Source organism: Mixta tenebrionis (assembly GCF_006517625.1).
In the GTDB taxonomy this organism is placed as follows: Bacteria; Pseudomonadota; Gammaproteobacteria; order Enterobacterales; family Enterobacteriaceae; genus Mixta; species Mixta tenebrionis.
This window is the reverse complement of the sequence record NZ_VHQI01000006.1, coordinates 117481-141900: the sequence shown is the minus strand read 5'-3', so window position 1 is coordinate 141900 and position 24420 is coordinate 117481. Positions and strand designations below refer to the sequence as shown.

Here is a 24420-nt window from a genome sequence, read left to right as displayed (position 1 = left end):
GCGCAATCCTTCTAACATGCGGTTAAGACGAGCGAAAATCAATGGGGGAACTGCGGCATGCATCGCTTTCCTCGTACTGATTTAGCCCTGGCGGTTTGTTATAGTCCTTACCCTGCTGATTTCCAGGGATTTAAGGTAGGTTATATCATGTGGTATTTACTGGCGGCGGCGTTACTGGCGCTGTTTTTTTTCCGTCCGGCAATGAAACCGCTGCTGCTGGCGACGCTGGCGCTGGCGCTTTGGCAACAGGTGCTGTCGTGGCCGGGTTTACTGCTGCTGGCGGGGCTGGCGCTGGTTGCGCAGATGCGTAAACATTACGCGCATCATCAGCGATGGATGCCGCTGCTGGAGGCGGTACTGGTAGCGGGCGCGGCGGCGCTAACGCTTCACGTCGCGCCGGGCTTTCACAACCCGCCGGTAGTGGTCAATACGCAGGCAGGGCCGCTCAGCGCGCCGGCGACCTTCTATTATAATCTGGATAAGGCGCTGGTGCCTTTCGTGTTGTTGGCCTGTTTGCCGGGGCTGGCTGCCGTACCCGCTTCGCCGCCGCGCTGGCGTTTCGCCTGGCCCGCGCTGCTGGCCGCCATTCCGGGGCTGTTGCTGTTGGCGACGTTGGCTGGCGGATTGCGGTTTGAGCCGCATTTTCCCGCCTGGCTGGGCGCCTTTATACTGGCTAATCTGTTTTTTGTTTCGCTGGCGGAAGAGGCGCTGTTTCGCGCCTGGCTGCAGCAGCGTTTGAGCCAGTGGCTCGGTCCGATTCCGGCGTTGTTGATTGCCGCAGCGCTGTTTGGCCTGGCGCACTTTGCCGGCGGCCCTATGCTGATTTTTTTCGCCACGCTGGCGGGGCTGCTGTATGGTCTGGCCTGGCTGTGGAGCGGCAGGCTGTGGGTGGCGACGCTGGTGCATTTCGCCTTTAATTTGACCCATCTGCTGTTGTTTACCTGGCCGGTTCTGCAACGCTAGCGCAAGGATCGAGGTATTTTAACCGGCGTCCGGTTATACTGGCCGCCGTTTACGCCGGAGCGATTTCGCTTCGGTCTCCTTTCATCAGGCATCACCGGATATATTGTAGATATGCTTAGTTACCGTCACAGTTTTCACGCTGGCAACCATGCCGATGTGCTGAAGCACACCGTGCAGAGCCTGATCATTACCGCGCTGAAAGAGAAGGAGAAGCCTTTCCTGTATCTGGATACGCACGCCGGCGCGGGGCGTTATCAGCTGAGCGGCGAGCATGCGGAGCGCACCGGTGAGTATCTGGAAGGCATCGCTCGCGTCTGGCAGCAGAGCGATTTGCCGGAGGAGCTGGCGCCCTATATTAGCTGCGTGAAGGCGCTGAATCATGGCCCGACGCTGCGTTATTATCCTGGTTCGCCGCTGATTGCCCGTCAGCTGTTGCGCGAGGAAGATAAGCTGGAGTTGACGGAGCTGCATCCCAGCGATTTTCCACTGTTGCGCAGCGAGTTTCAGAAGGATAGCCGCGCCCGTTTAGCGCGTGCCGATGGTTTTCAACAGCTGAAGGCTAAGCTGCCGCCGCCGTCACGGCGCGGTCTGATTTTGATCGATCCGCCTTATGAGATGAAGAGTGATTATCAGGCGGTGGTGAAGGGGATTCAGGAAGGCTATCGTCGTTTTAGTACCGGGGTGTTCGCGCTGTGGTATCCGGTGGTGTTGCGTCAGCAGATTAAGCGGATGGTGCACGATTTGGAAGCGACCGGCATTCGTCGTATTCTGCAAATTGAGCTGGCGGTGCGTCCGGATAGCGATCGTTTTGGTATGACGGCTTCCGGTATGATTGTGATTAATCCGCCGTGGAAGCTGGAGCAGCAGATGAATAATGTGTTGCCGTGGCTGCATCGCGTGCTGGTGCCAGCGGGAACCGGGCATACCAGCGTTAGCTGGATTGTTCCAGAGTAAGGAAGATATCGGGCGCGATGTTTGTACTAACGTATATGAATCGCGCTCATGTACCGTGGCGGCTTCGTTTGGTGGCTGTTTAGTTCGGGTCTGTCTGGTTCAGCTTCGGTCTGGTTCGGCTTCGGTCTGATTCGGCTTCGGTCTGATTCGGCTTCGGTCTGATTCGGTCTGATTCGGCTTCTGTCTGGTTCGGCTTCTGTCTGGTTCGGCTTCTGTCTGGTTCGGCTTCTGTCTGATTCGACTTCTGTCTGGTTCGGCTTCTGTCTGATTCGGCTTCTGTCTGGTTCGGCTTCTGTCTGATTCGGCTTCGGTCTGATTCGGCTTCGGTCTGATTCGGCTTCTGCGCAGGAAGCCCTGGCCGATCGTAAAGACGCCAGTTCGTCATCCATGACGGCTCGGCCCGCGCCCTCCATGGCGCGGGACGCTTTACTCCTCTGCCAGGGCTTCCCGCGCCTTCACCGCGTCAGCACAGCGTTTGTGACAAAAAACCGCTTATGTTTTAACTCCGTCAGCACAGCCTTTGTGACAAAAAACTGGCTTATGCTTTAATTTCGTCAGCACAGCGTTTGTGACAAAAAACTGGCTTATGCTTTAACTTCGTCAGCACAGCGTTTGTGACAAAAAACCGCTTATGTTTTAACTCCGTCAGCACAGCCTTTGTGACAAAAAACTGGCTTATGCTTTAATTTCGTCAGCACAGCGTTTGTGACAAAAAACTGGCTTATGCTTTAACTTCGTCAGCACAGCGTTTGTGACAAAAAACCGCTTATGTTTTAACTTCGTCAGCACAGCGTTTGTGACAAAAAACTGGCTTATGCTTTAATTTCGCCAGCACAGCGTTTGTGACAAAAAACCGCTTATGCTTTAACTTCATCAGCACAGCATTTATGACAACAAAACCGTTTATGTTTTAACTTCATCTGCACAGCGTTTATAACGAAAGCTTACTTAAGTTGTGAATTCATCAGTTCAGCATTTATAACGACAAACCAGCTTATGCTTTAAGTCCGGCGCTATCCTTCCCTTATATTTCAAATACCGCCAGATCGCGCGCCAGTTCGGTGGCGGGGAAAATGGCCTGGCACTCCGCCAGCAGGCGCGGCATATCCTCGAAACGGTAGCGTGAGCTAAAGTGCGTGGCGATCAGACGCCTGGCGCGCGCGTCTCTGGCAAGCGTGGCCGTCTGTACGGTGGTGGAGTGGCCGCGCATGTTGGCCTTTTCCTCCAGCGCCGATTCCAGCGTGGCTTCATGCACCATAACATCCACCTCCGCCGCCAGCGCCAGCCCGCATTCCGCCGGTGCGGTATCGCCGAAAATCGCCAGTTTTTTTCCCGGCGTCGAAGGGCCAAGATAGTCACGCCCGTGAATGGTGCGTCCATCTTCCAGCGTGACGCTTTTTCCCTGCTTTAGCTGCTGAAGCCAGGGGCCGCGCGGCACATTATCCGCTTTCAGCTTTTCAGAGTTCAGATAGCCCAGCCGGTCGTACTGCTCAATACGAAAGCCAAAGCAGGGCATTACATGATTAAGCGGATATGCGGTTACCTTCATCACGCCGTCGTCGAAAATCACTCCCGCCTCAATTTCAATCACCTCCAGCGGATAGGTAACGAAAGAGCCGCTCAGGCTAAGCGTGGTTTCAACGAATGCGCGCAGGCCGGGCGGTCCGTAAAGCGTCAGCGGCTCGCTAATGCTGCCCATTGAACGACTGGTCAACAGCCCCGGCAGCCCAAAAATATGATCGCCGTGCAGGTGGGTAATAAAAATGCGTTGCAGCCTGCCCGGTTTTAACATGCTGCGCATAAACTGATGCTGAGTCGCTTCGCCGCAGTCGAACAGCCAGCAATCGCCACGGTGGGAAAGCGTCAGGCCGATAGCGGTAACGTTACGTTGCAGGCTGGGAGTACCGGCGCTGGTCCCCAGAAAAGTAAGATGCATAGATTTCCTCTGTTTGAGGTTTGATGGCCTCCCAGCGCGCTACGAAGCGGGCAACAATGGCGTCCTCGCCCGGCGTTATTCGGCGTTCGCCTCTCTGCTGCTGGCACGATACGGCAAAGCCTCCATTCGCCGCACCCGACAGGCTGGCGGATCGCCGGCCGATCGTCAATAGTGCGGCCCGTAGTTGACGATCGAAGAGATCAATTTTGCGGCACAGGTGCAGCAAAAGTTGTCACCTGTTGCAATTATAGGTGCAGACTTTGCGATAAATCGCAGAGTGACGGTACACTTACGCCAGTTTTCTTTTCTTATTTTTGGAGCTCGCGCAATGACCCGACATTATGATTATCTCGCCATCGGCGGCGGCAGCGGCGGTATCGCCTCCATCAATCGTGCGGCGATGTATGGCCAGAAATGTGCCCTGATTGAAGCGAAAGAGCTGGGCGGTACCTGCGTTAACGTCGGCTGCGTTCCGAAAAAAGTCATGTGGCACGCGGCGCAGGTGGCTGAAGCCATTCATAACTACGGCCCGGACTATGGTTTCGATACCACGGTGAACCAGTTTAGCTGGCAGACGCTGTTGAAAAACCGCAGCGCCTATATCGATCGCATCCACACTTCCTATGAAACCGTGCTGGGTAAAAACAACGTGGAGGTGATTAAAGGCTTCGCCCGCTTTGTCGATGCGCATACCGTTGAGGTTAACGGCGAGAAGATCACTGCCGATCATATTCTGATCGCTACCGGCGGACGTCCGGTACAACCGTCGATTCCCGGCGCGGAATATGGCATCGATTCTGATGGCTTCTTTGAGCTACAGGCGATGCCGAAGCGTACCGCCGTCGTGGGCGCGGGCTATATCGCGGTAGAGCTTGCCGGCGTGCTGAACGCGCTGGGCTCAGAAACCCATCTGTTTGTACGCAAAGAGGCGCCGCTGCGCCAGTTCGATCCGCTGCTCAGCGAAACGCTGGTAGAAGTGATGAACAGCGAAGGCCCGACGCTGCATACCCATTCGGTGCCGAAAGCGGTAGTGAAAAATGCTGACGGCAGCCTGACGCTGCAGCTGGAAAATGGCCAGACGCAAACCGTCGACTGCCTGATTTGGGCGATCGGGCGCGAACCGGCAACCGACAACCTGAACCTCGCCGTAACCGGCGTGGAGCTGAATGAGAAAGGCTATATTCAGGTTGATAAGTTCCAGAATACCAGCGTCGCCGGGATTTATGCCGTTGGCGACAACACCGGCGCGGTAGAGCTGACGCCGGTCGCGGTGGCGGCGGGCCGTCGCCTTTCCGAGCGCCTGTTCAACAACAAGCCGGATGAGCATCTGGATTACAGCAATATTCCAACCGTGGTTTTCAGCCACCCGCCGATCGGCACCGTTGGCCTGACCGAGCCGGAAGCGCGCGCGCGCTACGGCGACGAGGCGGTGAAGGTGTATAAATCGTCCTTTACCGCGATGTATACCGCGGTAACCCAGCATCGTCAGCCGTGCCGCATGAAGCTGGTCTGCGTCGGGAAAGAGGAAAAAATCGTCGGCATTCACGGCATCGGTTTCGGTATGGACGAAATGCTGCAGGGCTTCGCGGTCGCGCTGAAAATGGGCGCCACCAAGCAGGACTTCGACAATACCGTGGCGATTCACCCCACGGCGGCGGAAGAGTTCGTAACTATGCGCTAAAGCGCCCGGCATGCTGGCTAACGGGCCGGCCCAAATATCTGATGGTTAAGTTAAGGCCGGGAGCTTTCCCCGGCCTTTTTTATTGGCGCGGCATCGCTCACATATTTCGCACGTTAATTTTAGTTTTGCCTATTCGCGCCGATAAGAAATGTTATTCAACATCAACATTATAGCCGCAGCAGCTGCTGTAATGCGCAAAACAGGGGAACTGTACGGTTTGCCAACCGTCGGCGCCTTCCCGCCTCTCAGGGACACATATGCAAAACACCAATCAACTGATGCTTAAGCCCGTCTGCGATCTGCTTACGGAGAAATTTTTTATTCCCGCCTATCAGCGTGGCTACCGCTGGACTCCGCGCCAGGTACGGGAGCTGTTAGAAGATATCGCCGAGTTTCAGCAAAGCGCCGAAGAGAATCCGAAAGAGCAGTTCTACTGTTTACAGCCGATAGTGGTTAAGAGGCACGGCGACGAGTGGGAGCTGGTTGACGGGCAGCAGCGGCTGACCACCCTGTATATTATTCTGCTCTACCTGGCGGATATCGCCGCGATGATGGGGCAACCGCGTTACAGCCTGCGTTTTGCAACCCGCCCTGACAGCGAAAAGTTTCTGACGAATATCGATCCCGCCAGAGCAGATGAGAATATCGATTTTTACTATATTTCCCAGGCCTGGGAGACGGTAAAAGCCTGGTTTGAAGAGAAACAGGGAGTCTATAAGTTTACTTTTCTAACCACTCTGCTTAATGACGCAAAGGCCGGCAGAAACGTTAAGTTTATCTGGTATCAGCTGCATGAATCTGCGGAAGCCACCAGCGTATTCTCCCGGCTTAACCGCGGTAAAATTCCGTTAACCAACGCCGAGCTGGTGAAGGCGTTGTTTCTGCACGCGAATAATTTTACCGGAACCGGCACCGAACTCTCTTTCCAGCAGCTGAGGATGGCGCATGAATGGGACGATATTGAACGACGGTTACGGCAGCCGGATTTCTGGTATTTCATCAGCAATGCCAACGATGCCGACCAGCCAGATAACCGTATTGAACTGCTGCTTAAGGTGATTGCCGATACGCTACCGCTATCGGTTTCCGTGCACGATCCTTACTACGTTTTCCTTAAGTTTTCGCACTATCTGCAGAGCAACAAAAGCGATGCGCAGGCGACGGAGCATCTCTGGGCGCGCGTTAAACGGCTGTTTATGACGCTTAACGAATGGTTTGAGAATCAGCAGCTTTATCATCTGGTTGGCTATCTGATCGGCCAGAAAGTCACTATACAAAAGCTGCTTAATCTGCAGCAAAGCAGCGGCAGTAAAAGCGCCTTCCTGGCGCAGCTCCGCCAGGAGATTCTGGCGATTGCGCTGCCGGAAGCGGCGAAAGCCCCCGGTCAAAACCTGCGGAAGAATATTGCCGCGGCGATTGCTGGCGCCGGCTACGGCGATAAAAACTTACGCGCGCTGCTGCTGTTATTTAATATCGCTACTATTTTAGGCAACGACTGTTCCAGCATGCGTTTTCAGTTCCGGCACTACAAGCTGGATACATGGGATATTGAGCATATCAGCTCCGTTAGTTCGCAGATGCCGGAAAGCACTGCCGGGCAGAAAAGCTGGACGAAAAATATTGTTGAGCATTTCAGCCCCGATGAAACGCTCGCGGTTAAAGATGAGCGGGATAACAGCCTGCAAACGAAATTTTACCAGCGCGCCAGTACCTTGCTGGATAACGAAATTTTTAACAATGACGAGTTTGAAAAGCTATTTAACGATGTACAAAAAGCTTTCAATAAAAACCGCAACAAAGATCTGGAGAACAGCATCGGCAACCTGACGCTGCTGGATGCTGAGACCAACCGCAGCTATAAAAACGCCATTTTCCCCATCAAGCGCCAGCGGATTATCGCTGCCGATAAAAATGCCACCTTTGTGCCGGTCGCTACCCGCAACGTCTTTCTTAAATATTACAGCCGTCAGGTTCACGATATGACCTTCTGGCACCCGGAAGACCATCGCCACTATCAAACCGCCATTATTGAAACGCTTACCACCTTCTTTTGTGGAGCCCTGTCATGAGCCAGCAAGAAATCATCACCTTCGCCGGAATCTTTTCACTGGTTGATTTTATTGAAATTCCGGTGATCCAGCGGGACTACGCTCAGGGCCGTCAGTCAGCGCAAGAGATCCGCCAGCAGTTTCTGCATACGCTGGAGCAGGCGCTGCATCAGGATGCGCGCAGCGAACCGCTGGTGCTTGACTTCATCTATGGCAGCATTGTGGAGGAAAACCCTGCCCGGCTTTCCGTACTGGATGGACAGCAGCGCCTGACCACGCTTTTTCTGCTGCACTGGTTTCTTGCTGCGAAGGAAGGAGAACATCAGGCCTTTTGCCAGCGTTTTACGCTTAACGGGAAATCGCGTTTCAGCTATAAAACCCGCACCAGCGCCACGGAATTCTTCGATGCGCTGGTCAGCGCCAGCCCGGAACATTATCAGTTTGCGCCGGACGCCGCGCCCATCGATAAGCAGCTGATCGACAGCCACTGGTTTTATCTCTCCTGGCGTCAGGATCCTACCGTCGCCTCCTGCCTAACCATGCTGCGCGCCATTCAGCAGCGCTTTACTGCCGCGACGGATAACCTGTTCCAACGCCTGTGCAGCGAGGATGATAAGCGCATCGTTTTTCACTATCTCAACCTGCGCTCTTTCGGTTTATCTGACGATCTCTACATTAAAATGAACGCCCGCGGCAAAGCGCTCACCGAGTTTGAGAACTTTAAAGCCTGGCTTTGCGGGCGCATCGGCGGCTGGTCTGAAGCGGAAACCTTTAGCCAAAAGCTTGATGGACGGTGGACCGATCTTTTCTGGCAGCTCAAAGTCAAAGAGCTTTCTTTCGATACGCTTTACCTGCGGTTCTTTATGCGTATGGCCTTTCTGCTGGAGTGCGGACGCGGCGATAAATCAGCCAGTACGCTGGAAGAAGGCGATACCGCATGGTTTAGCCTGCTGCGCGACGCGCAGGGCGCCTTTTCTCCGCTGGAGTTCGAACAGCGCCATGCCTTCGCCGTGGAAGATCTGGAGAAGATAAGGCGGGTGCTTGATTATATTTACGTTGCGCAGACCGCTCCCGATGCTGAAGGCGCCGCTTCCGCCGCCAGGGCGCTGCTGATCGACTTTGTGACCAGCAGCGATTATCTGGTACAGGCGCGCTTTTGTGCGTTGGTCTTGTTTATTCTCGCGCAGGCGAAACCGGGCGACGATGCAGCTCTGCACCAGCAGCGCTGGCTGCGCTTTACCGGTAATCTGCTGAATACGCTGGAACTGAACGCGAAAAACTTTATTCGCGCGCTGGCCGCATTAAAGGCGATGGCGCCCCATGCGCATGAGCTGTACGTCTGGCTGGAGCACGCGCCGGTCCCTGCCATCTTTAAAGATCAGTGGCAGGAAGAGCGTCTCAAGGTAGAACTGATTCAGCAGGATCCGGCCTGGGAGGCGGCGCTTATCCGCGCAGAGCGCCACCCCTGCCTGCAGGGGCGTATTCGCGGCCTGCTGAATCTGGCCTGTTCGTCGAAGCATGGCCGCTACAGCCTGAAAGAATTTATCGCGCTGACGGATAAAACCCTCCGCGTACTGGATAAAGCGATTATCGAACATGAAGAGCATCTGCTGGAGCGCGCGCTGCTGACGCTGGGCGACTATCTGGTGCCCGTCGGCTATAACCGTTTCACCTTCTGCCGCTCCGCTAACCACAGCTGGCGCGAGCGTAGTAGAGGCTGGATGAGGGTAGTGGAAAAGCCGATATTCGGTGAGCTGCTGACACATATCGGCAAAAAAGAGGTACTTAAAACGCTGCAAAACCTGATCGACCAGGTCGACTGCGGCGGCTGGCGCGAGCTGATTGTGAAATATCCGCAGGTAATCAGCTACGCTAAAGAGCGGCTGCTGGATAAAGAGGATGAAAAGATCTATCTGTTAAGCAAATCCACGCGGCGTGCTTATTTCTTTGAGCTGCACGGCTACGTGCTGGCGGAGCGTCTTCAGCAACGGCTGGAAAACGGCGATCTCCCCGTCCCGATTAAGGCTGCAGAACACCGATGGACTTATGGCGATGACGAACCCTGGCTTGAGTTAACGCTGGACAAAGAGCAGGTCCGCTACCTTTACTACAGCGAAGGAAAATTTCAATTCTGGAAGTATGAAGATTCCGAAAGTAAAAAGGCGCCTCAGCCGCGCTACTTCCCGGCGCTGCTGGAAGAGCTGATGCCGGAGATCTACGCCGTAGACTAACCGACAGGCAGGCTGAGCGTTCAGCCTGCCTTTGTCGCGTGGCGCTACACCTGATGGCCCGGATTATCCTCCGACAGCGCCTTCGCCGCGCAGACCAGCGACAGGTGGCTTAGTCCCTGCGGCATATTGCCCAGCCAGCTCTGCGTGCGGGTATCAAACATCTCGTTAAAGATCTCAACGTTGCCGTGCTGGCAGAGCTGCTGCAGAATTTCATCCATGGCGCGCCGCGCCTCGTCGCGCTCGCCCAGTTCCGCCAGCGCCTCTACCAGCCAGAAGGCGCAGGCGACAAAGGTCGCTTCTTCTTTCTCTACGTCAGAATAGCGGTAGAGCATCACGCCGCCCTCTCCCAGCTCCTCGCGGATCTGCGTCAGCGTTGACAGCATGCGCTGCGGATTTACTTTGCTGCCGTAATAGTGCGTCAGAGCCACCGCCGCATCCAGCCGCTCCGTCCCGGCGTAAAAGGTGTAAGCCTGACGACGTTCCGACCAGCAGTGGGTTTCCACCCAGTCGCGAATGCGATCGCGTTCGCGCTCCCAGCGCTGCACCCAGGTCGGTTCGATATGGCTGTCGCGCGCCAGCGCCACCGCCTGATCGAGCGCCAGCCAGCAGGCCATTTTCGAATGGGTGTAGTGCTGCTCCTCCGGCAGCTCCCAGATGCCGGAATCCTTCTGCCGCCAGCTGTCGGCGCAGTGATTCGCCAGCTTGCCGAGCAGGCGCGAGGTGGAGAGATCCAGCACGTGACCCGCAGCGATAAACAGCCGCGCGGTCGCCAGCATATCGCCATACATGCTGAGCTGAATCTGATCGCGCGCGTTGTTGCCCACCCGCACCGGCTGCGTTTTACGATAGCCTGCCAGCGGCGGGTTGCGTTCTTCCGGCACCTGGCCGCCTTCCAGCGTATAGCAGGCGCGCAGGCCGCCGTCGTGGCGCCGGATAGTATGCGACAGCCAGGAGAAGGCCGCCTTACAGTCCTCCAGCGAACCCAGATAGACGAAGGCTTTAATTATCAGACAGGCGTCGCGTATCCAGGCGTAGCGGTAATCGTAATTTTTATCGTTGCCCAACTTTTCCGGCAGCGAGGTAGTAGCCGCCGCGGCCAGCGCGCCGGTCGGCGAATACCAGAGAAACTTCAGCGCCAGCGCCGAGCGCCTGACGTGGCTATCGTAAGGCCCGTGCCAGTAAAGCCCGTCGGCCCAGTCACGCCAGGCGGTATGGCTGGTTTCGATACGCTCATCGATCTTCTCCGGCGCCGGAATCGCCAGCGGCTCTCGCTCGGTGGTGACCAGCGCTACCAGGCTACGCGAGCCGGAGGTGGCGGTAAAGGCGGCGGTCAGACGCACATCATCGCACGTCTCGATCTGCACATCATCGCTCAGGCGCAGCATCGCCATCAGCTCGCCGACGTGATACACCGGATGACCGTTAACCCTGTTCAGCCAGGGCGAGCAGGTTTCCGCCCGCGTGCCGGGCTGAAAAATTACCTTCATCGCCACCTCGCCGCGCACTCCCTCAACGCGACGCGCCAGCTCGTTCCACGGCAGACGTCCCGCCAGCGTACTGTTAAGCGACTCCGTTATCAGCACCTCGCCGCCGTCGGTTTGATAGCGCGTTTCCAGCACGTTGCTGTTTTCACGATAGCTGCGCTGCATGCGCCACGGCGCAGCGGGCACTACCTGAAAATAGCCGCCGTAGTCACCATCCAGAATGCGATCGAACAGCGGCGGCGAATCGAGATTAGGCGCGCACCACCAGTCGATAGCGCCATCAGGCGCGATCAGCGCCACGGAACGGCCTTCGCCAATGGCGGCGTAGTCGCCCAGTCCGGCATAGCCTTGATCGCGCGCGGGCGCTTCGTAGGTCATATTTTTCACAGTTAACGGGGTCCTTTAGCTGAACGGCGACGCAGCGCGCGCGGCAAAGTTGCTGCGTCGCGTTACGCTGGCAGGGTTATTTAAAGCGTAGTACACCGGTGATCGTTGTCACACTCTGAACAATCAACGCGCTGCGTCTACCTCAAACCAGGTAGCATGCAGAGAGGCGCGCTAGCGGCGCGCCACGTTCCGCCTGTTCGTTTGAACCCAGGATACGTTGTTATCTCATCAAGGGAGAGACATGTCATGAAAGCAGCAGTTGTAACCAAAGATCATCGTGTTGAGGTTGTGGAAAAAACGCTGCGCGCGCTGGAGTATGGTGAAGCCCGCCTGAAAATGGAGTGTTGCGGCGTATGCCATACCGACCTGCACGTAAAGAACGGCGATTTTGGCGATACCACCGGGATTATTCTTGGTCATGAGGGGATTGGAATTGTCGAAGAGATCGGCCCCGGCGTGACCTCACTCAAGCCAGGCGATCGCGCCAGCGTCGCCTGGTTTTATCAGGGCTGCGGCCACTGTGAATATTGCAACAGCGGCAACGAAACGCTCTGCCGTAACGTCAAAAACGCCGGCTACAGCGTTGACGGCGGCATGGCGGAGGAGTGCATCGTGGTTGCCGACTATGCGGTTAAGGTGCCGGACGGCCTGGATCCGGCAGCGGCCAGCAGCGTCACCTGCGCGGGCGTGACCACCTACAAGGCGGTTAAGGTTTCCGGCATCCGTCCCGGTAAATGGATCGCCATCTACGGTCTCGGCGGGCTGGGCAACCTGGCGTTGCAGTATGCGAAGAACGTTTTCAACGCGAAGGTGATCGCCATCGATATCAATGACGATCAGCTCGCCTTCGCCAGCGAAATGGGCGCCGATATGGTGATCAACTCGCGCAACGAGGACGCGGCGAAAATCATTCAGGAGCGCGTCGGCGGCGTCCATGCCGCGGTGGTTACCGCCGTAGCAAAAGCGGCCTTTAATTCGGCGGTTGACGCCATGCGCGCCGGCGGCCGCATCGTCGCGGTCGGCCTGCCGCCGGAATCAATGAGTCTGAATATTCCACGTCTGGTGCTGGACGGCATCGAAGTGGTCGGCTCGCTGGTCGGCACCCGTGAAGATCTGGCGGAAGCGTTCCAGTTCGCCGCCGAAGGCAAGGTGGTGCCGCACGTTACGCGTCGCGCGATTGGCGACATCAACGATATTTTCCACGAGATGGAAAACGGTAAAATCCGTGGCCGCATGGTGATCGATTTCGCCATGAAGTCATAAGCGCGGGCGGCCCGTACGGGCCGCCCTTGTTCCTACCTCTTTTCCTCGTCGCGTCCGGCATCGGCCGGCGTAGCCGCGTCGTTACGCTGTCGCTCCGCCTCACGCCGCGCCGCCAGTCGGTTTTGGCGTCGGGCCAGCAGCGGCGTCACGGTCATGCCATGAATCACCACGCTGGCGGCGACCAGCGTCAGCGCCATATCTGCCATCGCGTTAGCCTGCGGCCCGTCCATGCCGTGCATCCAGGCATAGGCGATATAGTTAATACTGCCGATGCCGCGAATGCCCAGCCAGCCAAGCAGCCAGCGCCGCCGCGCCGGCGTGCCGGTGCCAATAGTCGCAACCCAGACCGCCAGCGGGCGAATCACAAAAAACAATATTGCCGCCAACAGCAGGCCGGTGCTATTCCAGTGCAGCGCCAGGGTAGCGCCAAGCGCCACCACCATCAGCGCCGCCAGCAGCCGTTCTACCGTATCGCCAAACGACAGCGCGTCGCCCACCACCAGCCCCACCGAGTGCGCCGGGCCGTAATCTTCCTGCATATGCCGCTGATTGGGATTCACCAGCAGCTCCGCGGGCTTCATGCGCGCCTCTTCCGGCAGCTGTTGCGGCGGATGTTTGCGCACCACGTAAACCTCGGCGCGTCGCAGCCCAATACCGGCGGCAAAGGCGGCGAGAAAGCCGGAGGCCTCCACATACTGCGCCAGCGCATAGCTGAGCGCGATCAGCGCCAGCGCCAGGAAATCGTTCGGCGCCGTATCGCTGTGCGCGCTGCGCAGTCGGGTCGCCAGGATGCCGATCAGCCGTCCCGGAAAGTAGCCAATCAGCGTGCCGACGATGAATGCCCACAGCACATCTTTTATCAGCCAGTGGCCGAACATCCCGGCGGAGACAGGTTCGTTTCCCTGCGCCAGCAGCAGCGCCAGCATTAACAGCGGCAGCGCCGAGCCGTCATTCAGCCCCGCCTCGCTGGAGAGCGCCACGCGCAGCGCATCATCGTCGCCCGCATGGTTCACCGAGATCAGGCTCGCCAGCACCGGATCGGTTGGCGCGACGATCGCCGCAAACGCCAGCGACAGCGGCCAGGGAAAGCCGGTAATAAAGTGCACTACCGCCATCGTTCCCAGCACCGTCAGCAGCATGGCGGGAAAGGCCAGCAGCGTACCGATACGCCAGTTGCTGAACTTTAGCGGCAGACGCAGCTTCAGCCCGGTAATAAACAGCGAGGCGGCCATAGTGATTTCGGTGATATGTGCGGTAATGTCCGGGTGGGTCAGTACGTTAAGCCTGACCAGATCCAGCGCCCAGGGGCCGAACAGGATGCCAATCAGTAAAAACAGTCCAAAGGAGGTCACCGGGCCGCGACGAATCCAGCTCGACGCCAGTGACATAACCAGCAATAGCCCGCCGCTGGCGGCGGTCCAGCCAAGGAAATCCATACTACTCCCGTGATAGTCGCCAACTGAATAAATTAAGCCTGGCATATATCCCTGGCTGGCGCGGAGAAATGAGTAGTTACAAGCGGGGAAAAGAAAACCACGCCGCAGGGCGTGGTTCACGGCGCCCGCCCTCAGGCGAGCGGCGGCAGATAACCGGCGCCTTTTGCGCCGCTAGCTAACTTTTTTATCCCGGCGCGACATCGCGTCCAGATAACCCATAACAAACGCCGACAGCACGAAAGTCAGGTGAATAATGACGTACCACATCAGCTTATCGTTGGCGATGCTGCGCGCATCCATAAACACCCGCAGCAGGTGGATCGAGGAGATGGCTACAATCGAGGCCGCTACTTTGTTTTTCAGCGAGCCGGAGTCCATCTTGCCGAGCCAGTTCAGCTTCTCTTTGTGGTCATCAATATCGAGCCGCGAGACAAAATTCTCATAGCCGGAGAGCATCACCATCACCAGCAGGCCGCCGACCAGCGTCATATCCACCAGCGACAGCAGGATCAGGATCAGATCGTTTTCGGCAATCTCCAGGATATGCGGCAACAGATGCAGGATTTCCTGAAAAAACTTAATGGCCAGCGCCAGCAATCCCAGCGACAGCCCGATATAAACCGGCGCCAGCAGCCAGCGTGACGCATACATCAGGTTTTCGGTGAAACGTTCCATAAGATCCAGTTTGTTTACCAATAAAGCGCGTTAGTATAACCGATGCGTTAACAATTTATGACATCTGCTCGCTTTCCGGCAGCGCGGGCGGCTCCGCCTGCGGCAGCGTAATAATAAAGCTTACGCCGCCCGCTGAAGGCGAACGCGCCTCGATTTGGCCGCCGTGGGTTTCGATAATCGCCTTACAGATCGCCAGCCCCAGCCCGACGCCCGGCACGGTAGATTCCTTATCGCCGCGGGAAAACTTATCGAACATCTTCTCCTCCTGCCCGGCGGGAATGCCCGGCCCGCTATCCCATACCTCAATTTGCAGCTTGCCGTTATGCTCTGCGGCGCGGATGCCGCGCGGCGTCTGCGCGCCGGCATATTTCACGCTGTTTTCCAGCAGGTTGATAAAAACGCGCTCCAGCAGCGTGCTGTCGCCGTGCAGCCAGATCAGCCGATCGGGCAACGCCAGCTGCACGCTTTCACCGGGCAAAATCGCCGCCAGCTGCGTTAGCGCGCTGCCGATCAGCTCTTCCAGCAGCAGCCACTCCTGGCGCAGGTTCAGTCCGCCAGACTCGATGCGCGCCATATCCAGCATATTGCTTACCAGCCGAATAGTGCTGAGGGTCTGTTCGCGGATCTGCCCCGCCTGCGCCGCGAACGCCGAATTTTCCCCGGCGAGATCGAGCATCAGCATCTCCGCCTGGCCGAACAGCACCGTCAGCGGCGTACGCAGATCGTGCGACAGGGCCGAGAGCAGCGCATTGCGCAGCTGCTCGCGCTCCGCCGCCAGACGCGATGCCGCCTCGCTGCGCGCCAGCGCGATACGCTCCAGCGCGTTCGCCAGCAGCACGCAGTAGGTTTCCAGCAGCCGCTGCTGCTCCGGGATCATCAGCTGGCGCAGGTTCTCCGGCTCCACCACCAGCAGGCCCCGGATCTGCTGCTGGGTTTTCAGCGCCAGCATCTGCCAGGGCATTGCCGGCAGCGTATCGGTTCCGGCTCCGGCAGGCTGCCCTTTGCCGAAGCTCCAGCGGGCGATAGCGCCATCGGGCGGCAGCGTCAGGCTGCTGTCGCCGGTTACGCGCAGTTCGCCGCGCTCATCGGGCAGCAGCAGCGCGCTGCGCGCCTGCAAGGTGGCGAAAAGGCTGCGCTGGCTGGCGGCGGCGATATCCTCATAGCGTAACGCGCTGCTGAGCGAGCGGGCCATATCATAGAGGTAGCGCGCCCGCTGCTCGCGATAGCGCGCTACCCGCGCCTGATAGCGCACGCCCGCCGTCAGGTTGCCGACAATCACCCCCACCGCCAGCATAACGCCGAAGGTGACCAGATATTGCAGATCGGAAACCGCCACCGTGCCGGTAGGCGCGATAAAAAAGAGATCGAAGGCGATGATATTCATTACCGTCGCCGCCACCGACGGCCAGCGCCCGTAGCGCAGCGCGATAACTACCACGCCGAGCAGATAAATCATCACGCCGTTGGCGGGATCGAAACCGGGCAGCCAGTACTGTCCGGCAAAGGTAATCAGCGCGCACAGCAGCAGCGCCGCCGCCATGCCGCGCAGCTGAGTTGCCCACTTTTCGCTGAAACTGCGCGTATCGTGCAGCGTCGTGGGCGTTTCCCGCGCCGCCTCCTCCAGCGCCACCACCACCAGATCGAGATCCGGCCCCAGCTGGCCGAGACGGGCGGCAAAGCTGTCGCGTCGCCAGCGCCGCGTCGGACGACGGCCGATAACGATTTTGCCCAGATTATGCTGGCGCGCGTAGCGCAATACCGCCTGCGCCTCATCCGCCTCCGCCAGGGTGGCGGTTTCCGCGCCCAGCTCCTGCGCCAGCCGCAGCGTGCGTAACACGGCGCGCCTCCGCGCCTCCGACAGCCGGTAGAGCCGGGGCGTTTCTACATATACCGCATGCCAGACGCTGCCGAGGCGCGAAGCCAGCCGGGCGGCGGTACGCACCAGCTTTTCGCTGCCGGTGTTATCGCCGATGCAGAGCAGGATGGCATCGCGGGTATGCCAGACTTTCTCCCTGCCCTGCACGTCGCGCCAGGCGCGCATCTGATCGTCCACCCGATCGGCGGTACGCCGCAGCGCCAGCTCGCGCAGGGCAAACAGGTTGCCTTTGCGAAAGAAATTTTCAATCGCCCGCTCGGCGCGATCGCCCACGTAAACCTTGCCCTCCTTCAGCCGCTGACGCAGATCGTCCGGCGGCAGATCCACCAGCACCACCTCATCGGCGCGATCAAAAAAGGGATCGGGCACCGTCTCGCGCACCCGGATGCCGGTGATGCCGCCCACCACATCGTTCAGGCTTTCCAGATGCTGCACGTTGACGGTGGTCATCACATCGATGCCCGCCTCCAGCAGCTCATCGATATCCTGCCAGCGCTTTGGATGGCGCGAGCCGGGCGCGTTGCTGTGCGCCAGCTCGTCAATCAGGATCGCCGCCGGACGCCGCGCCAGCGCCGCATCCAGATCGAACTCCTCATAGCTCGCCCGCCTGCCGGCGCGCCGCGGCAGCAGGCTTAGCCCTTCCAGCAGGCTCGCCGTCTCCTGGCGGCCGTGGGTTTCCACCACGCCAACCAGCACGTCCAGCCCCTGCGCGCGCAGCCGTCGCGCCTCCTGCAGCATGGCGTAAGTTTTCCCGACGCCCGCACAGGCGCCAAAGTAGATTTTCAGCTTGCCGCGATGGCTGTCGTGCTGCAGCAGCGCGTCAGGATCGGGGCGGGCTATCTCATCGTTCATCGCGGTTCCTGAAGGTGAAGCGGTTTTTCCAACCGGCGGGGGCAGGCCGTCAGCGCGCTGCCGTCAGCGCATCCAGCGCCATATTCAGTTTCACCACATTCACCCCCGGCTCGCCAAGAAATTTCAGCAGCGGACGATCGCTATTTTCTTCAATCAGCCGCTGCACGGCTTCCAGCGGCAGCCGACGCGCTGCCGCAACCCGCGGCGCCTGCCACTGCGCCGCCGCCGGAGAGATATGCGGATCGAGGCCGCTGCCGGAGGCGGTAACCAGATCGACCGGCACCTGGCGGCTGGCCTGCGGGTTAGCGGCGCGCAGCCGCGCGACGCGTTCGCTCACCGCCTGATCCAGCGCCGGGTTGCTGGCGGCGAGGTTGCTGCCCGATGAGGCGGCGCCGTTATAGGGCGTTTCCGCCGTCGCGGAGGGGCGGCCCCAAAAATAATCCATGCGGCTGAACGCCTGACCGATCAGCGCCGAGCCGCGCGTCGCCTCGTTCACCCGCAGCAGCGAGCCGTTGGCCTGCGTTGGAAACAGCCGCTGCGCCAGCTGAGTGGTCAGCAGCGGATAGAGGCCGCCGGTCAGCAGCGTCAGAATAATCAACAGCGTCAGGGCGGGGCGTAGTGCGTACATCATCTTCTCCTCAGGCCCAGCCCAACAGGGTGAGCGCAATATCAATCAGCTTGATGCCGGCGAAAGGCGCCAGCAGGCCGCCAATACCGTACAGACAGAGGTTACGGCGCAGCAGGGCCGCCGCCGCAAGCGGGCGATAGCTGATGCCCTTCAGCGCCAGCGGAATAAGAAACACAATTATCAGCGCGTTGAAGATCACCGCCGATAAAATCGCCGAGCCGGGCGAATGCAGCTGCATCACGTTCAGCAAATTAAGCTGCGGATAAGTCGCCGCAAAGGCGGCGGGGATGATGGCGAAATATTTCGCCACGTCGTTAGCGATGCTGAAGGTGGTCAGCGAGCCGCGCGTCATCAGCATCTGCTTGCCGATATGCACCACTTCCAGCAGCTTGGTCGGATTGGAATCGAGATCGACCATATTGCCCGCCTCTTTCGCCGCCTGGGTGCCGGAGTTCATCGCTACCGCCACGTCGGCCTGCGCCAGCGCCGGAGCGTCGTTGGTGCCGTCGCCGGTCATCGCCACCAGCCGTCCCTCCGCCTGATACTGACGGATCAGCGCCAGCTTGGCTTCCGGCGTCGCCTCGGAGAGAAAATCGTCGACGCCCGCTTCGGCGGCAATCGCGGCGGCGGTCAGCGGATTATCGCCGGTGATCATTACCGTTTTGATGCCCATTTTGCGCAGTTCGGCAAAGCGCTCGCGAATACCGCCCTTCACGATATCTTTCAGCGCCACCACGCCCAGCACCCGTTCGTTTTCCGCCACCACCAGCGGCGTACCGCCAGCGCGCGCCACCTCTTCCACCAGCGCATCCACCTCGGCGGGGAAAGCGCCGTGGTTGGCGGCGATATGTTTACGCACCGCGTCTACCGCGCCCTTGCGGATACTGCGCTGCTGCACGTTAACCCCGCTCATGCGCGTCTGCGCCGAAAAAGGGATGAAGGTGGCGCCGATGCTTTGCAGATCGCGCTCGCGCAGATTGAATTTCTGCTTCGCCAGCACCACGATGCTGCGTCCTTCCGGGGTTTCATCCGCCAGCGAGGCAAGCTGCGCCGCATCGGCCAGCTGCTGCTCGCTGACGCCCGGCGCGGGCATAAAGCGCGTCGCCTGACGGTTGCCGAGGGTAATGGTGCCGGTTTTATCCAGCAGCAGCACGTCCACATCGCCCGCCGCCTCTACCGCCCGTCCGCTGGTGGCGATCACATTGGCTTCCAGCATGCGGCTCATGCCCGCCACGCCAATCGCGGAGAGCAAACCGCCAATGGTGGTCGGGATCAGGCAGACCAGCAGCGCCACCAGCACGGTAACGCTTACCGCGTGGCCGCCCCAGGCGGAGAAAGGCCAGAGCGTGGCGGTCGCCAGCAGAAAGACGATAGTCAGCGCAATCAGCAGAATGCTCAGGGCGATCTCGTTGGGCGTTTTGCGCCGCTTCGCCCCTTCCACCATCGCGATCATGCGGTCAAGGAAGGTTTCGCCCGGATTCACGCCGCACTGAATCACCAGCCAGTCGGAGAGAATGCGCGTACCGCCGGTCACCGAGGCGAAATCGCCGCCCGATTCACGGATCACCGGCGCGGATTCGCCGGTAATGGCGCTCTCATCCACCGACGCGCCGCCCTCTATCACTTCGCCGTCGCAGGGAATAATATCGCCCGCCTCGACCAGCACCCAGTCCCCTTTGCGCAGCGTCTCTGCCGCCGTCTGCCGCCAGCCGGCATCGTAACGCGGCGCGCTGAGTTTTTTCGCGAAGCTGGTTTTCTTCACGCCCTTCAGAGTGCTGGCCTGCGCCTTGCTGCGCCCTTCCGCCAGCGCTTCGGCAAAGTTGGCGAACAGCACGGTAAACCAGAGCCACAGCGCAATCGCGCCGGTAAAACTCGCCTCCCCCGCCGCCTGACCGGCCGCCATCGCCAGCGCCAGCAGCGTGGTCAACACGCTGCCGAGATAAACCAGGAACATCACCGGATTGCGGAACTGCACGCGCGCATCCAGCTTTTTAAACGCCTCGATAATGGCGGTACGCACCAGCGCTCCATCAAACAGCGCCTGTTGTTGACGACTCATGAGCTTGCCCGTCCGTTAACGCGAAATCAGTTGGAGATGTTCTGCCACCGGCCCCAGCGCCAGCGCAGGAATAAAGGTCAGCGCGCCAACCAGCAGCACGGTGCCGATCAGCAGGCAAACAAACAGCGCGCCGTGGCCAGGCAGCGTGCCGCTACTCACCGGCTGCGCCTTTTTCACCGCCAGCGAACCGGCAATCGCCAGCACCGGAACGATGATGCCGAAGCGCCCAACCAGCATGCAGAACGCCAGCAGCAGGTTCCAGAACGGCGTATTGGCGCTCAGCCCGGCAAAGGCGCTGCCGTTGTTGTTGGCCGCCGACGAGACGGCGTACAGCACTTCGCTGAAGCCGTGAGCGCCAGGGTTCGCCATCCCGGCGCGCCCCGCGTCGGTCATCATCGCCAGCGCGCTGCCGAGCAGCACCAGCGTCGGCGTTACCAGAATCGCCAGCGCCGTCAGCTTCATTTCGCCTACGTCGATTTTTTTACCGAGATATTCCGGCGTCCGTCCGATCATCAGCCCGGCGATAAACACCGCCAGCACCACGAACAGCAGCATGCCGTACAGGCCCGCGCCGACGCCGCCGAACACCACTTCGCCCAGCTGCATCAGCCACATCGGGATCATGCCGCCCAGCGCGGTAAAGGAGTCGTGCATGGCGTTTACCGCCCCGCAGGAGGCTGCGGTGGTGATCACCGCGAGCAGGCTGGAGTTAAGGATGCCGAAGCGCGTCTCTTTTCCTTCCATATTGATCGCGCTATCGGCGCCGAGCGTCAGGAAGTGCGGATTACCGCGCAGCTCGGCCCACATCACCACCGCTACCGCCGCAATAAACAGAATGCTCATCGCCCAGAGCAGCGCATGGCCCTGGCGACGATCGCTGACCGCTTCGCCGAAGGTGAAGCAGAGCGCGGCTGGGATCAGAAAAACCGCCAGCATTTCAATAAAGTTGCTGAGCGCGGTAGGATTCTCAAACGGATGGGCCGAGTTGGCGTTGAAGAAACCGCCGCCGTTGGTGCCCAGCATTTTAATCGCTTCCTGCGAGGCTACCGGCCCCAGCGACAGCGTCTGCTTCGCCCCCTCCAGCGTCTGCACATCAATGCTGGCGCTCAGCGTCTGCACCACGCCCTGGCTGACCAGCAGCAGCGCGATTATCAGGCTGATGGGCAGCAGAACGTAGAGGGTAATACGCGTTATATCGCGCCAGGCGTTGCCGAGCGTTGCCAGCGATTTATTGGCGAAGCCGCGTATCAGGGCAAAGGCGACGGCGATGCCGGTTGCTGCCGACAGAAAGTTTTGCACCGCCAGACCTGCCATCTGGCTTAGCGGGCTGAGAGTGCTCTCACCGGCATAGGATTGCCAGTTGGTATTAGTAACAAAGCTGACGGCGGTGTTCAGCGCAAGGTGCCAGCTCAGATTCGGCAGCCGTAATGGGTTAAGCGGCAGCGCCTGCTGCGTCATCAGCATCGCGAACAGCAGCAGCAGGCCGAGGCCGTTAAACAGCAGCAGCGCCAGCAGGTAGTGTCGCCAGCTCATGCTCTGTTGCTGCGCGCCGCACAGCCGCCACAGCATATTTTCCAGCCGGGGCAGCAGCGGCCTGTCGCGCACGATACCCGCCAACGCCCGTCCCAGCGGATGCGCCAGCGCCAACAAGATCCCCAGATAGCTGGCCAGCAGTAAAAACGCAGAGGCGACCATTAAAAGGCCTCCGCGTTAATCAGGGCGTAAACCAGATAGCCCAGCAGTAAAAACAGCAGCACGATGCCCGCCGCGATTCCGATACTCACAGTCACCTCCAGGGCGCATTACAGTTAGCGCAGAGGATAAAAACTGGCGTATAAAATTGGCGTTAAATTAGGGCGGCGAAGCGTAAAAAAAGTATAAAAATTGAAGGCGCGGGCGTTCTGCGTTAAAGGCAGCAGCTTCCGTTATCAGCGCGCTACGCTTTAGTCATACCACCATTTCCCTGCTCTGGCGGACTCGACAAACATTCTGATAGTAAGTGTTTTTTTCGCTTGCCTGACCGGCTGTTTAGTTAACCATTTTCTAAAAAAGCAGGATCTTTTTCATGGATAGTAATGATGAATTTTCAATCTGGAAGTATCTGTTTTAAAGAACTCCCCGAACTTATCAATCGCCATAATCATATCATCCGGTTCTATCACCGCCTGTAATATATCGTCCAGTTCAAAAGGAATAACCTTTAATGTCCAGCTACCAACAGCGGGTAAATTATCGCGAAAAAACTCTACTACATCGCTATCCGTCACCATATTTTATCCTCTTTTCTGACAATGTAGCTGTAGCTGGTCATCGCTTTATAAGCGATACTGGAAACATCACTGGCGAGATGCAACCATTCTACAACCGGCACCGTGCGCCCAACGAAAGCACCAGGATTATTAACCATCATCGGCTTTAAGGTGCTGGCGCTTGCATTAGTCCATCCAGGCAGCCTGAACGGTAATTAAACGTCAAGCCAACGGCGAGAATATAATGAGGCAAGCGACGTTCCCGGTGTCGTTCTTCCCGGTTTACGCCTCGTGTCAATCACCGGCTGCCCAGGCAATATACAGGCAACGGCAGCAACATCCTGTATACCGTTAAAATGTTCCTTAACAACATCAATGAAAAGCCAGAAAAATAGTTCTCCTGCCGTGATATTGTGCAATCCACCATAAAAACAGGTTCCATTTAGTTGTTCAGTCGTGTCTATATACTTAATTATTTCCCGGTATTTTTAAATTTATTAATATCGCTCTTCCGAAGGGAAATATACCTATTATCCATCCTGGCGATGCCAGTACCCATTATATTTTTTTGCATCAATTACGTCTGAGCGCTGGGCCTGATCGCCTTTTTCAGAGAACGTTGACCGACTTATCATCCCGCTGACTTGTTTTTTACCGCTTCGCTGCAGTTTCAGACACCAAAGCCGCTATCCCTTCCTACACTTGATGTTAAAGGAGGAAAAGTGATGCTTAAGCTGATTCGTTCATTATTTACCAGCCCGGAAAAACTGCTTCAGGTAATGTCCCAGGATGATGTACAGGACTCGATTGAAGATGGCGATCGCATCATCATCGACGAAAACGGCAGTGCGATGGTCAATATTCACAGCAAGGAGGTGCAGAACGATTTTGCCCGCCACGTTGCAGCGTTAAAGAGGGCATAGCATGGGAACGGCGATATTTATGGTACTGATGGTCTGCGGTTACTGGTACAGCAGCCGCGATCTCTCTACCCGCTTCAAATTTAAGCGCACCTTCGGCTGGGACGTCTACTTCCTGGTGGCGCTCTACGGCTGCATTTTCGTTATTCAGGGCGTTATCGCCACCGCGATAATCTGGCTGCTGCTGCTGGTCACCTCCGCCACCATGAACGCGCTGCCGCAATATTTTGGCAGCGAATATCACTACTATCATATCGAGTTTATGAACTGGAGCTTTCTCGGCATCCAGGCGCCGGTGGTGATTATGCTCACCTTCGCCGTGCTGTTTTGCCTCTATCGCTCCAACTGGGCGGGCAGCGCGCGCCTTGACGGGCGCGGGCGGCGCGAACTTTATAATGTGCTGTCGCGCTCCAACGGCGTGGAACACCTGCTTTATCAGTGCATGGAACAGGGCGAGCTGGCGTGGATTACCCTGACCTCGCACCGCATCTATATCGGCATGATCCATACCTCTTCCTTTGACAGCGCCGATGCCAATAACGTGGTGCTGATCCCGATGCTGAGCGGCTACCGCGACAGCAAAACGCTCGATCTAATCGTCGAGCATAACTACAGCGCCTGGTACGCCAGCCATGACATCACTCTGACTTCAGAGCCGCAGTCGGCGCTGGCGTTCCGCAAGGTCATTCTGCTGGATCAGATTGAAAGCCTGTCGCTGTTCGATCCCGCCAGCGCGCTGGCGCTGAATATGCGCGAAGATAGCCAATAGGCAACTATG

Annotated in this window: 18 protein-coding genes and 2 pseudogenes; 8 read left to right on the top strand and 12 right to left on the bottom strand. The window is 58.3% G+C overall.

Features of this window, described 5'->3' with window-relative positions:
* Positions 1 to 147: 147 nt before the first annotated feature.
* A complete protein-coding gene (locus FKM52_RS11505; RefSeq protein ID WP_141176318.1) occupies positions 148 to 963 on the top strand; it encodes a CPBP family intramembrane glutamic endopeptidase in 816 nt (271 codons plus the stop codon).
* 111 nt (positions 964 to 1074) lie between these two features.
* Positions 1075 to 1917, top strand: a complete 843-nt coding sequence (locus FKM52_RS11500; protein ID WP_141176317.1) for a 23S rRNA (adenine(2030)-N(6))-methyltransferase RlmJ — start codon at positions 1075 to 1077, stop codon at positions 1915 to 1917.
* A 1024-nt stretch (positions 1918 to 2941) separates the two neighbouring features.
* On the opposite strand, the gene rnz is transcribed toward FKM52_RS11500, so the two are convergent.
* Positions 2942 to 3853 (bottom strand): ribonuclease Z, encoded by a 912-nt coding sequence (gene rnz, locus FKM52_RS11495; RefSeq protein ID WP_141176316.1) that lies wholly within the window; start codon positions 3851 to 3853, stop codon positions 2942 to 2944.
* A 328-nt stretch (positions 3854 to 4181) separates the two neighbouring features.
* Here rnz and gorA point away from each other — a divergent pair, with 328 nt between their 5' ends.
* The 3 genes from gorA (at position 4182) to FKM52_RS11480 (ending at position 9813) form a co-directional block, all read left to right on the top strand.
* Complete coding sequence (gorA, locus tag FKM52_RS11490; RefSeq protein ID WP_141176315.1) at positions 4182 to 5534, top strand: glutathione-disulfide reductase; 1353 nt, start codon at positions 4182 to 4184, stop codon at positions 5532 to 5534.
* Positions 5535 to 5791: 257 nt separating this feature from the next.
* A complete protein-coding gene (locus FKM52_RS11485; RefSeq protein WP_141176314.1) occupies positions 5792 to 7603 on the top strand; it encodes a DUF262 domain-containing protein in 1812 nt (603 codons plus the stop codon).
* Entirely contained in the window at positions 7600 to 9813 is a 2214-nt protein-coding gene (locus FKM52_RS11480) for a DUF262 domain-containing protein (protein WP_141176313.1), read from the top strand. Before FKM52_RS11485 ends, FKM52_RS11480 begins: the two co-directional genes overlap by 4 nt.
* Positions 9814 to 9857: 44 nt before the next feature.
* Here FKM52_RS11480 and FKM52_RS11475 read toward each other — a convergent pair whose 3' ends face one another.
* Positions 9858 to 11684, bottom strand: a complete 1827-nt coding sequence (locus FKM52_RS11475; protein WP_141176312.1) for a glycoside hydrolase family 15 protein — start codon at positions 11682 to 11684, stop codon at positions 9858 to 9860.
* Positions 11685 to 11930: 246 nt separating this feature from the next.
* On the opposite strand from FKM52_RS11475, the gene adhP reads away from it, so the two are divergent.
* Complete coding sequence (gene adhP / locus FKM52_RS11470) at positions 11931 to 12947, top strand: alcohol dehydrogenase AdhP (RefSeq protein ID WP_141176311.1); 1017 nt, start codon at positions 11931 to 11933, stop codon at positions 12945 to 12947.
* Between the two features lie 32 nt (positions 12948 to 12979).
* On the opposite strand, the gene FKM52_RS11465 is transcribed toward adhP, so the two are convergent.
* The 10 genes and pseudogenes from FKM52_RS11465 to FKM52_RS22225 all read right to left on the bottom strand — a co-directional run bounded on the left by FKM52_RS11465 (position 12980) and on the right by FKM52_RS22225 (position 23186).
* On the bottom strand, positions 12980 to 14383 hold the full coding sequence (locus FKM52_RS11465) for a cation:proton antiporter (protein ID WP_141176310.1): 1404 nt from the start codon (positions 14381 to 14383) through the stop codon (positions 12980 to 12982).
* Positions 14384 to 14554: 171 nt separating this feature from the next.
* Positions 14555 to 15058 carry a TIGR00645 family protein gene (locus tag FKM52_RS11460; RefSeq protein WP_141176309.1) on the bottom strand — a complete coding sequence of 168 codons (504 nt, stop codon included), beginning with the start codon at positions 15056 to 15058 and terminating at the stop codon, positions 14555 to 14557.
* Between the two features lie 55 nt (positions 15059 to 15113).
* Complete coding sequence (kdpD, locus tag FKM52_RS11455; protein WP_141176308.1) at positions 15114 to 17786, bottom strand: two-component system sensor histidine kinase KdpD; 2673 nt, start codon at positions 17784 to 17786, stop codon at positions 15114 to 15116.
* 49 nt (positions 17787 to 17835) lie between these two features.
* On the bottom strand, positions 17836 to 18414 hold the full coding sequence (gene kdpC, locus FKM52_RS11450) for a potassium-transporting ATPase subunit KdpC (RefSeq protein ID WP_141176307.1): 579 nt from the start codon (positions 18412 to 18414) through the stop codon (positions 17836 to 17838).
* 10 nt (positions 18415 to 18424) lie between these two features.
* On the bottom strand, positions 18425 to 20473 hold the full coding sequence (kdpB, locus tag FKM52_RS11445; protein WP_141176306.1) for a potassium-transporting ATPase subunit KdpB: 2049 nt from the start codon (positions 20471 to 20473) through the stop codon (positions 18425 to 18427).
* A gap of 15 nt (positions 20474 to 20488) precedes the next feature.
* Complete coding sequence (gene kdpA, locus FKM52_RS11440) at positions 20489 to 22168, bottom strand: potassium-transporting ATPase subunit KdpA (RefSeq protein ID WP_141176305.1); 1680 nt, start codon at positions 22166 to 22168, stop codon at positions 20489 to 20491.
* A complete protein-coding gene (gene kdpF, locus FKM52_RS11435) occupies positions 22168 to 22257 on the bottom strand; it encodes a K(+)-transporting ATPase subunit F (protein ID WP_141176304.1) in 90 nt (29 codons plus the stop codon). Before kdpF ends, kdpA begins: the two co-directional genes overlap by 1 nt.
* A gap of 159 nt (positions 22258 to 22416) precedes the next feature.
* Positions 22417 to 22509: pseudogene (locus tag FKM52_RS21990) on the bottom strand (DUF1493 family protein); the annotation flags it as partial.
* 27 nt (positions 22510 to 22536) lie between these two features.
* Positions 22537 to 22743, bottom strand: coding sequence for a hypothetical protein (locus FKM52_RS21985; protein WP_246085524.1), 207 nt, complete (start codon positions 22741 to 22743; stop codon positions 22537 to 22539).
* Positions 22737 to 23186: pseudogene (locus FKM52_RS22225) on the bottom strand (STM2901 family protein). Before FKM52_RS22225 ends, FKM52_RS21985 begins: the two are co-directional and overlap by 7 nt.
* Before the next feature lie 261 nt (positions 23187 to 23447).
* Between FKM52_RS22225 and FKM52_RS11420 the strand changes: the two are divergent.
* Both FKM52_RS11420 and FKM52_RS11415 read left to right on the top strand, forming a co-directional pair.
* A complete protein-coding gene (locus FKM52_RS11420) occupies positions 23448 to 23645 on the top strand; it encodes a hypothetical protein (RefSeq protein WP_141176303.1) in 198 nt (65 codons plus the stop codon).
* Between the two features lies 1 nt (position 23646).
* Positions 23647 to 24411: a hypothetical protein gene (locus FKM52_RS11415; protein WP_141176302.1), complete on the top strand. Its 765-nt coding sequence runs from the start codon at positions 23647 to 23649 to the stop codon at positions 24409 to 24411.
* Positions 24412 to 24420 lie beyond the last annotated feature (9 nt).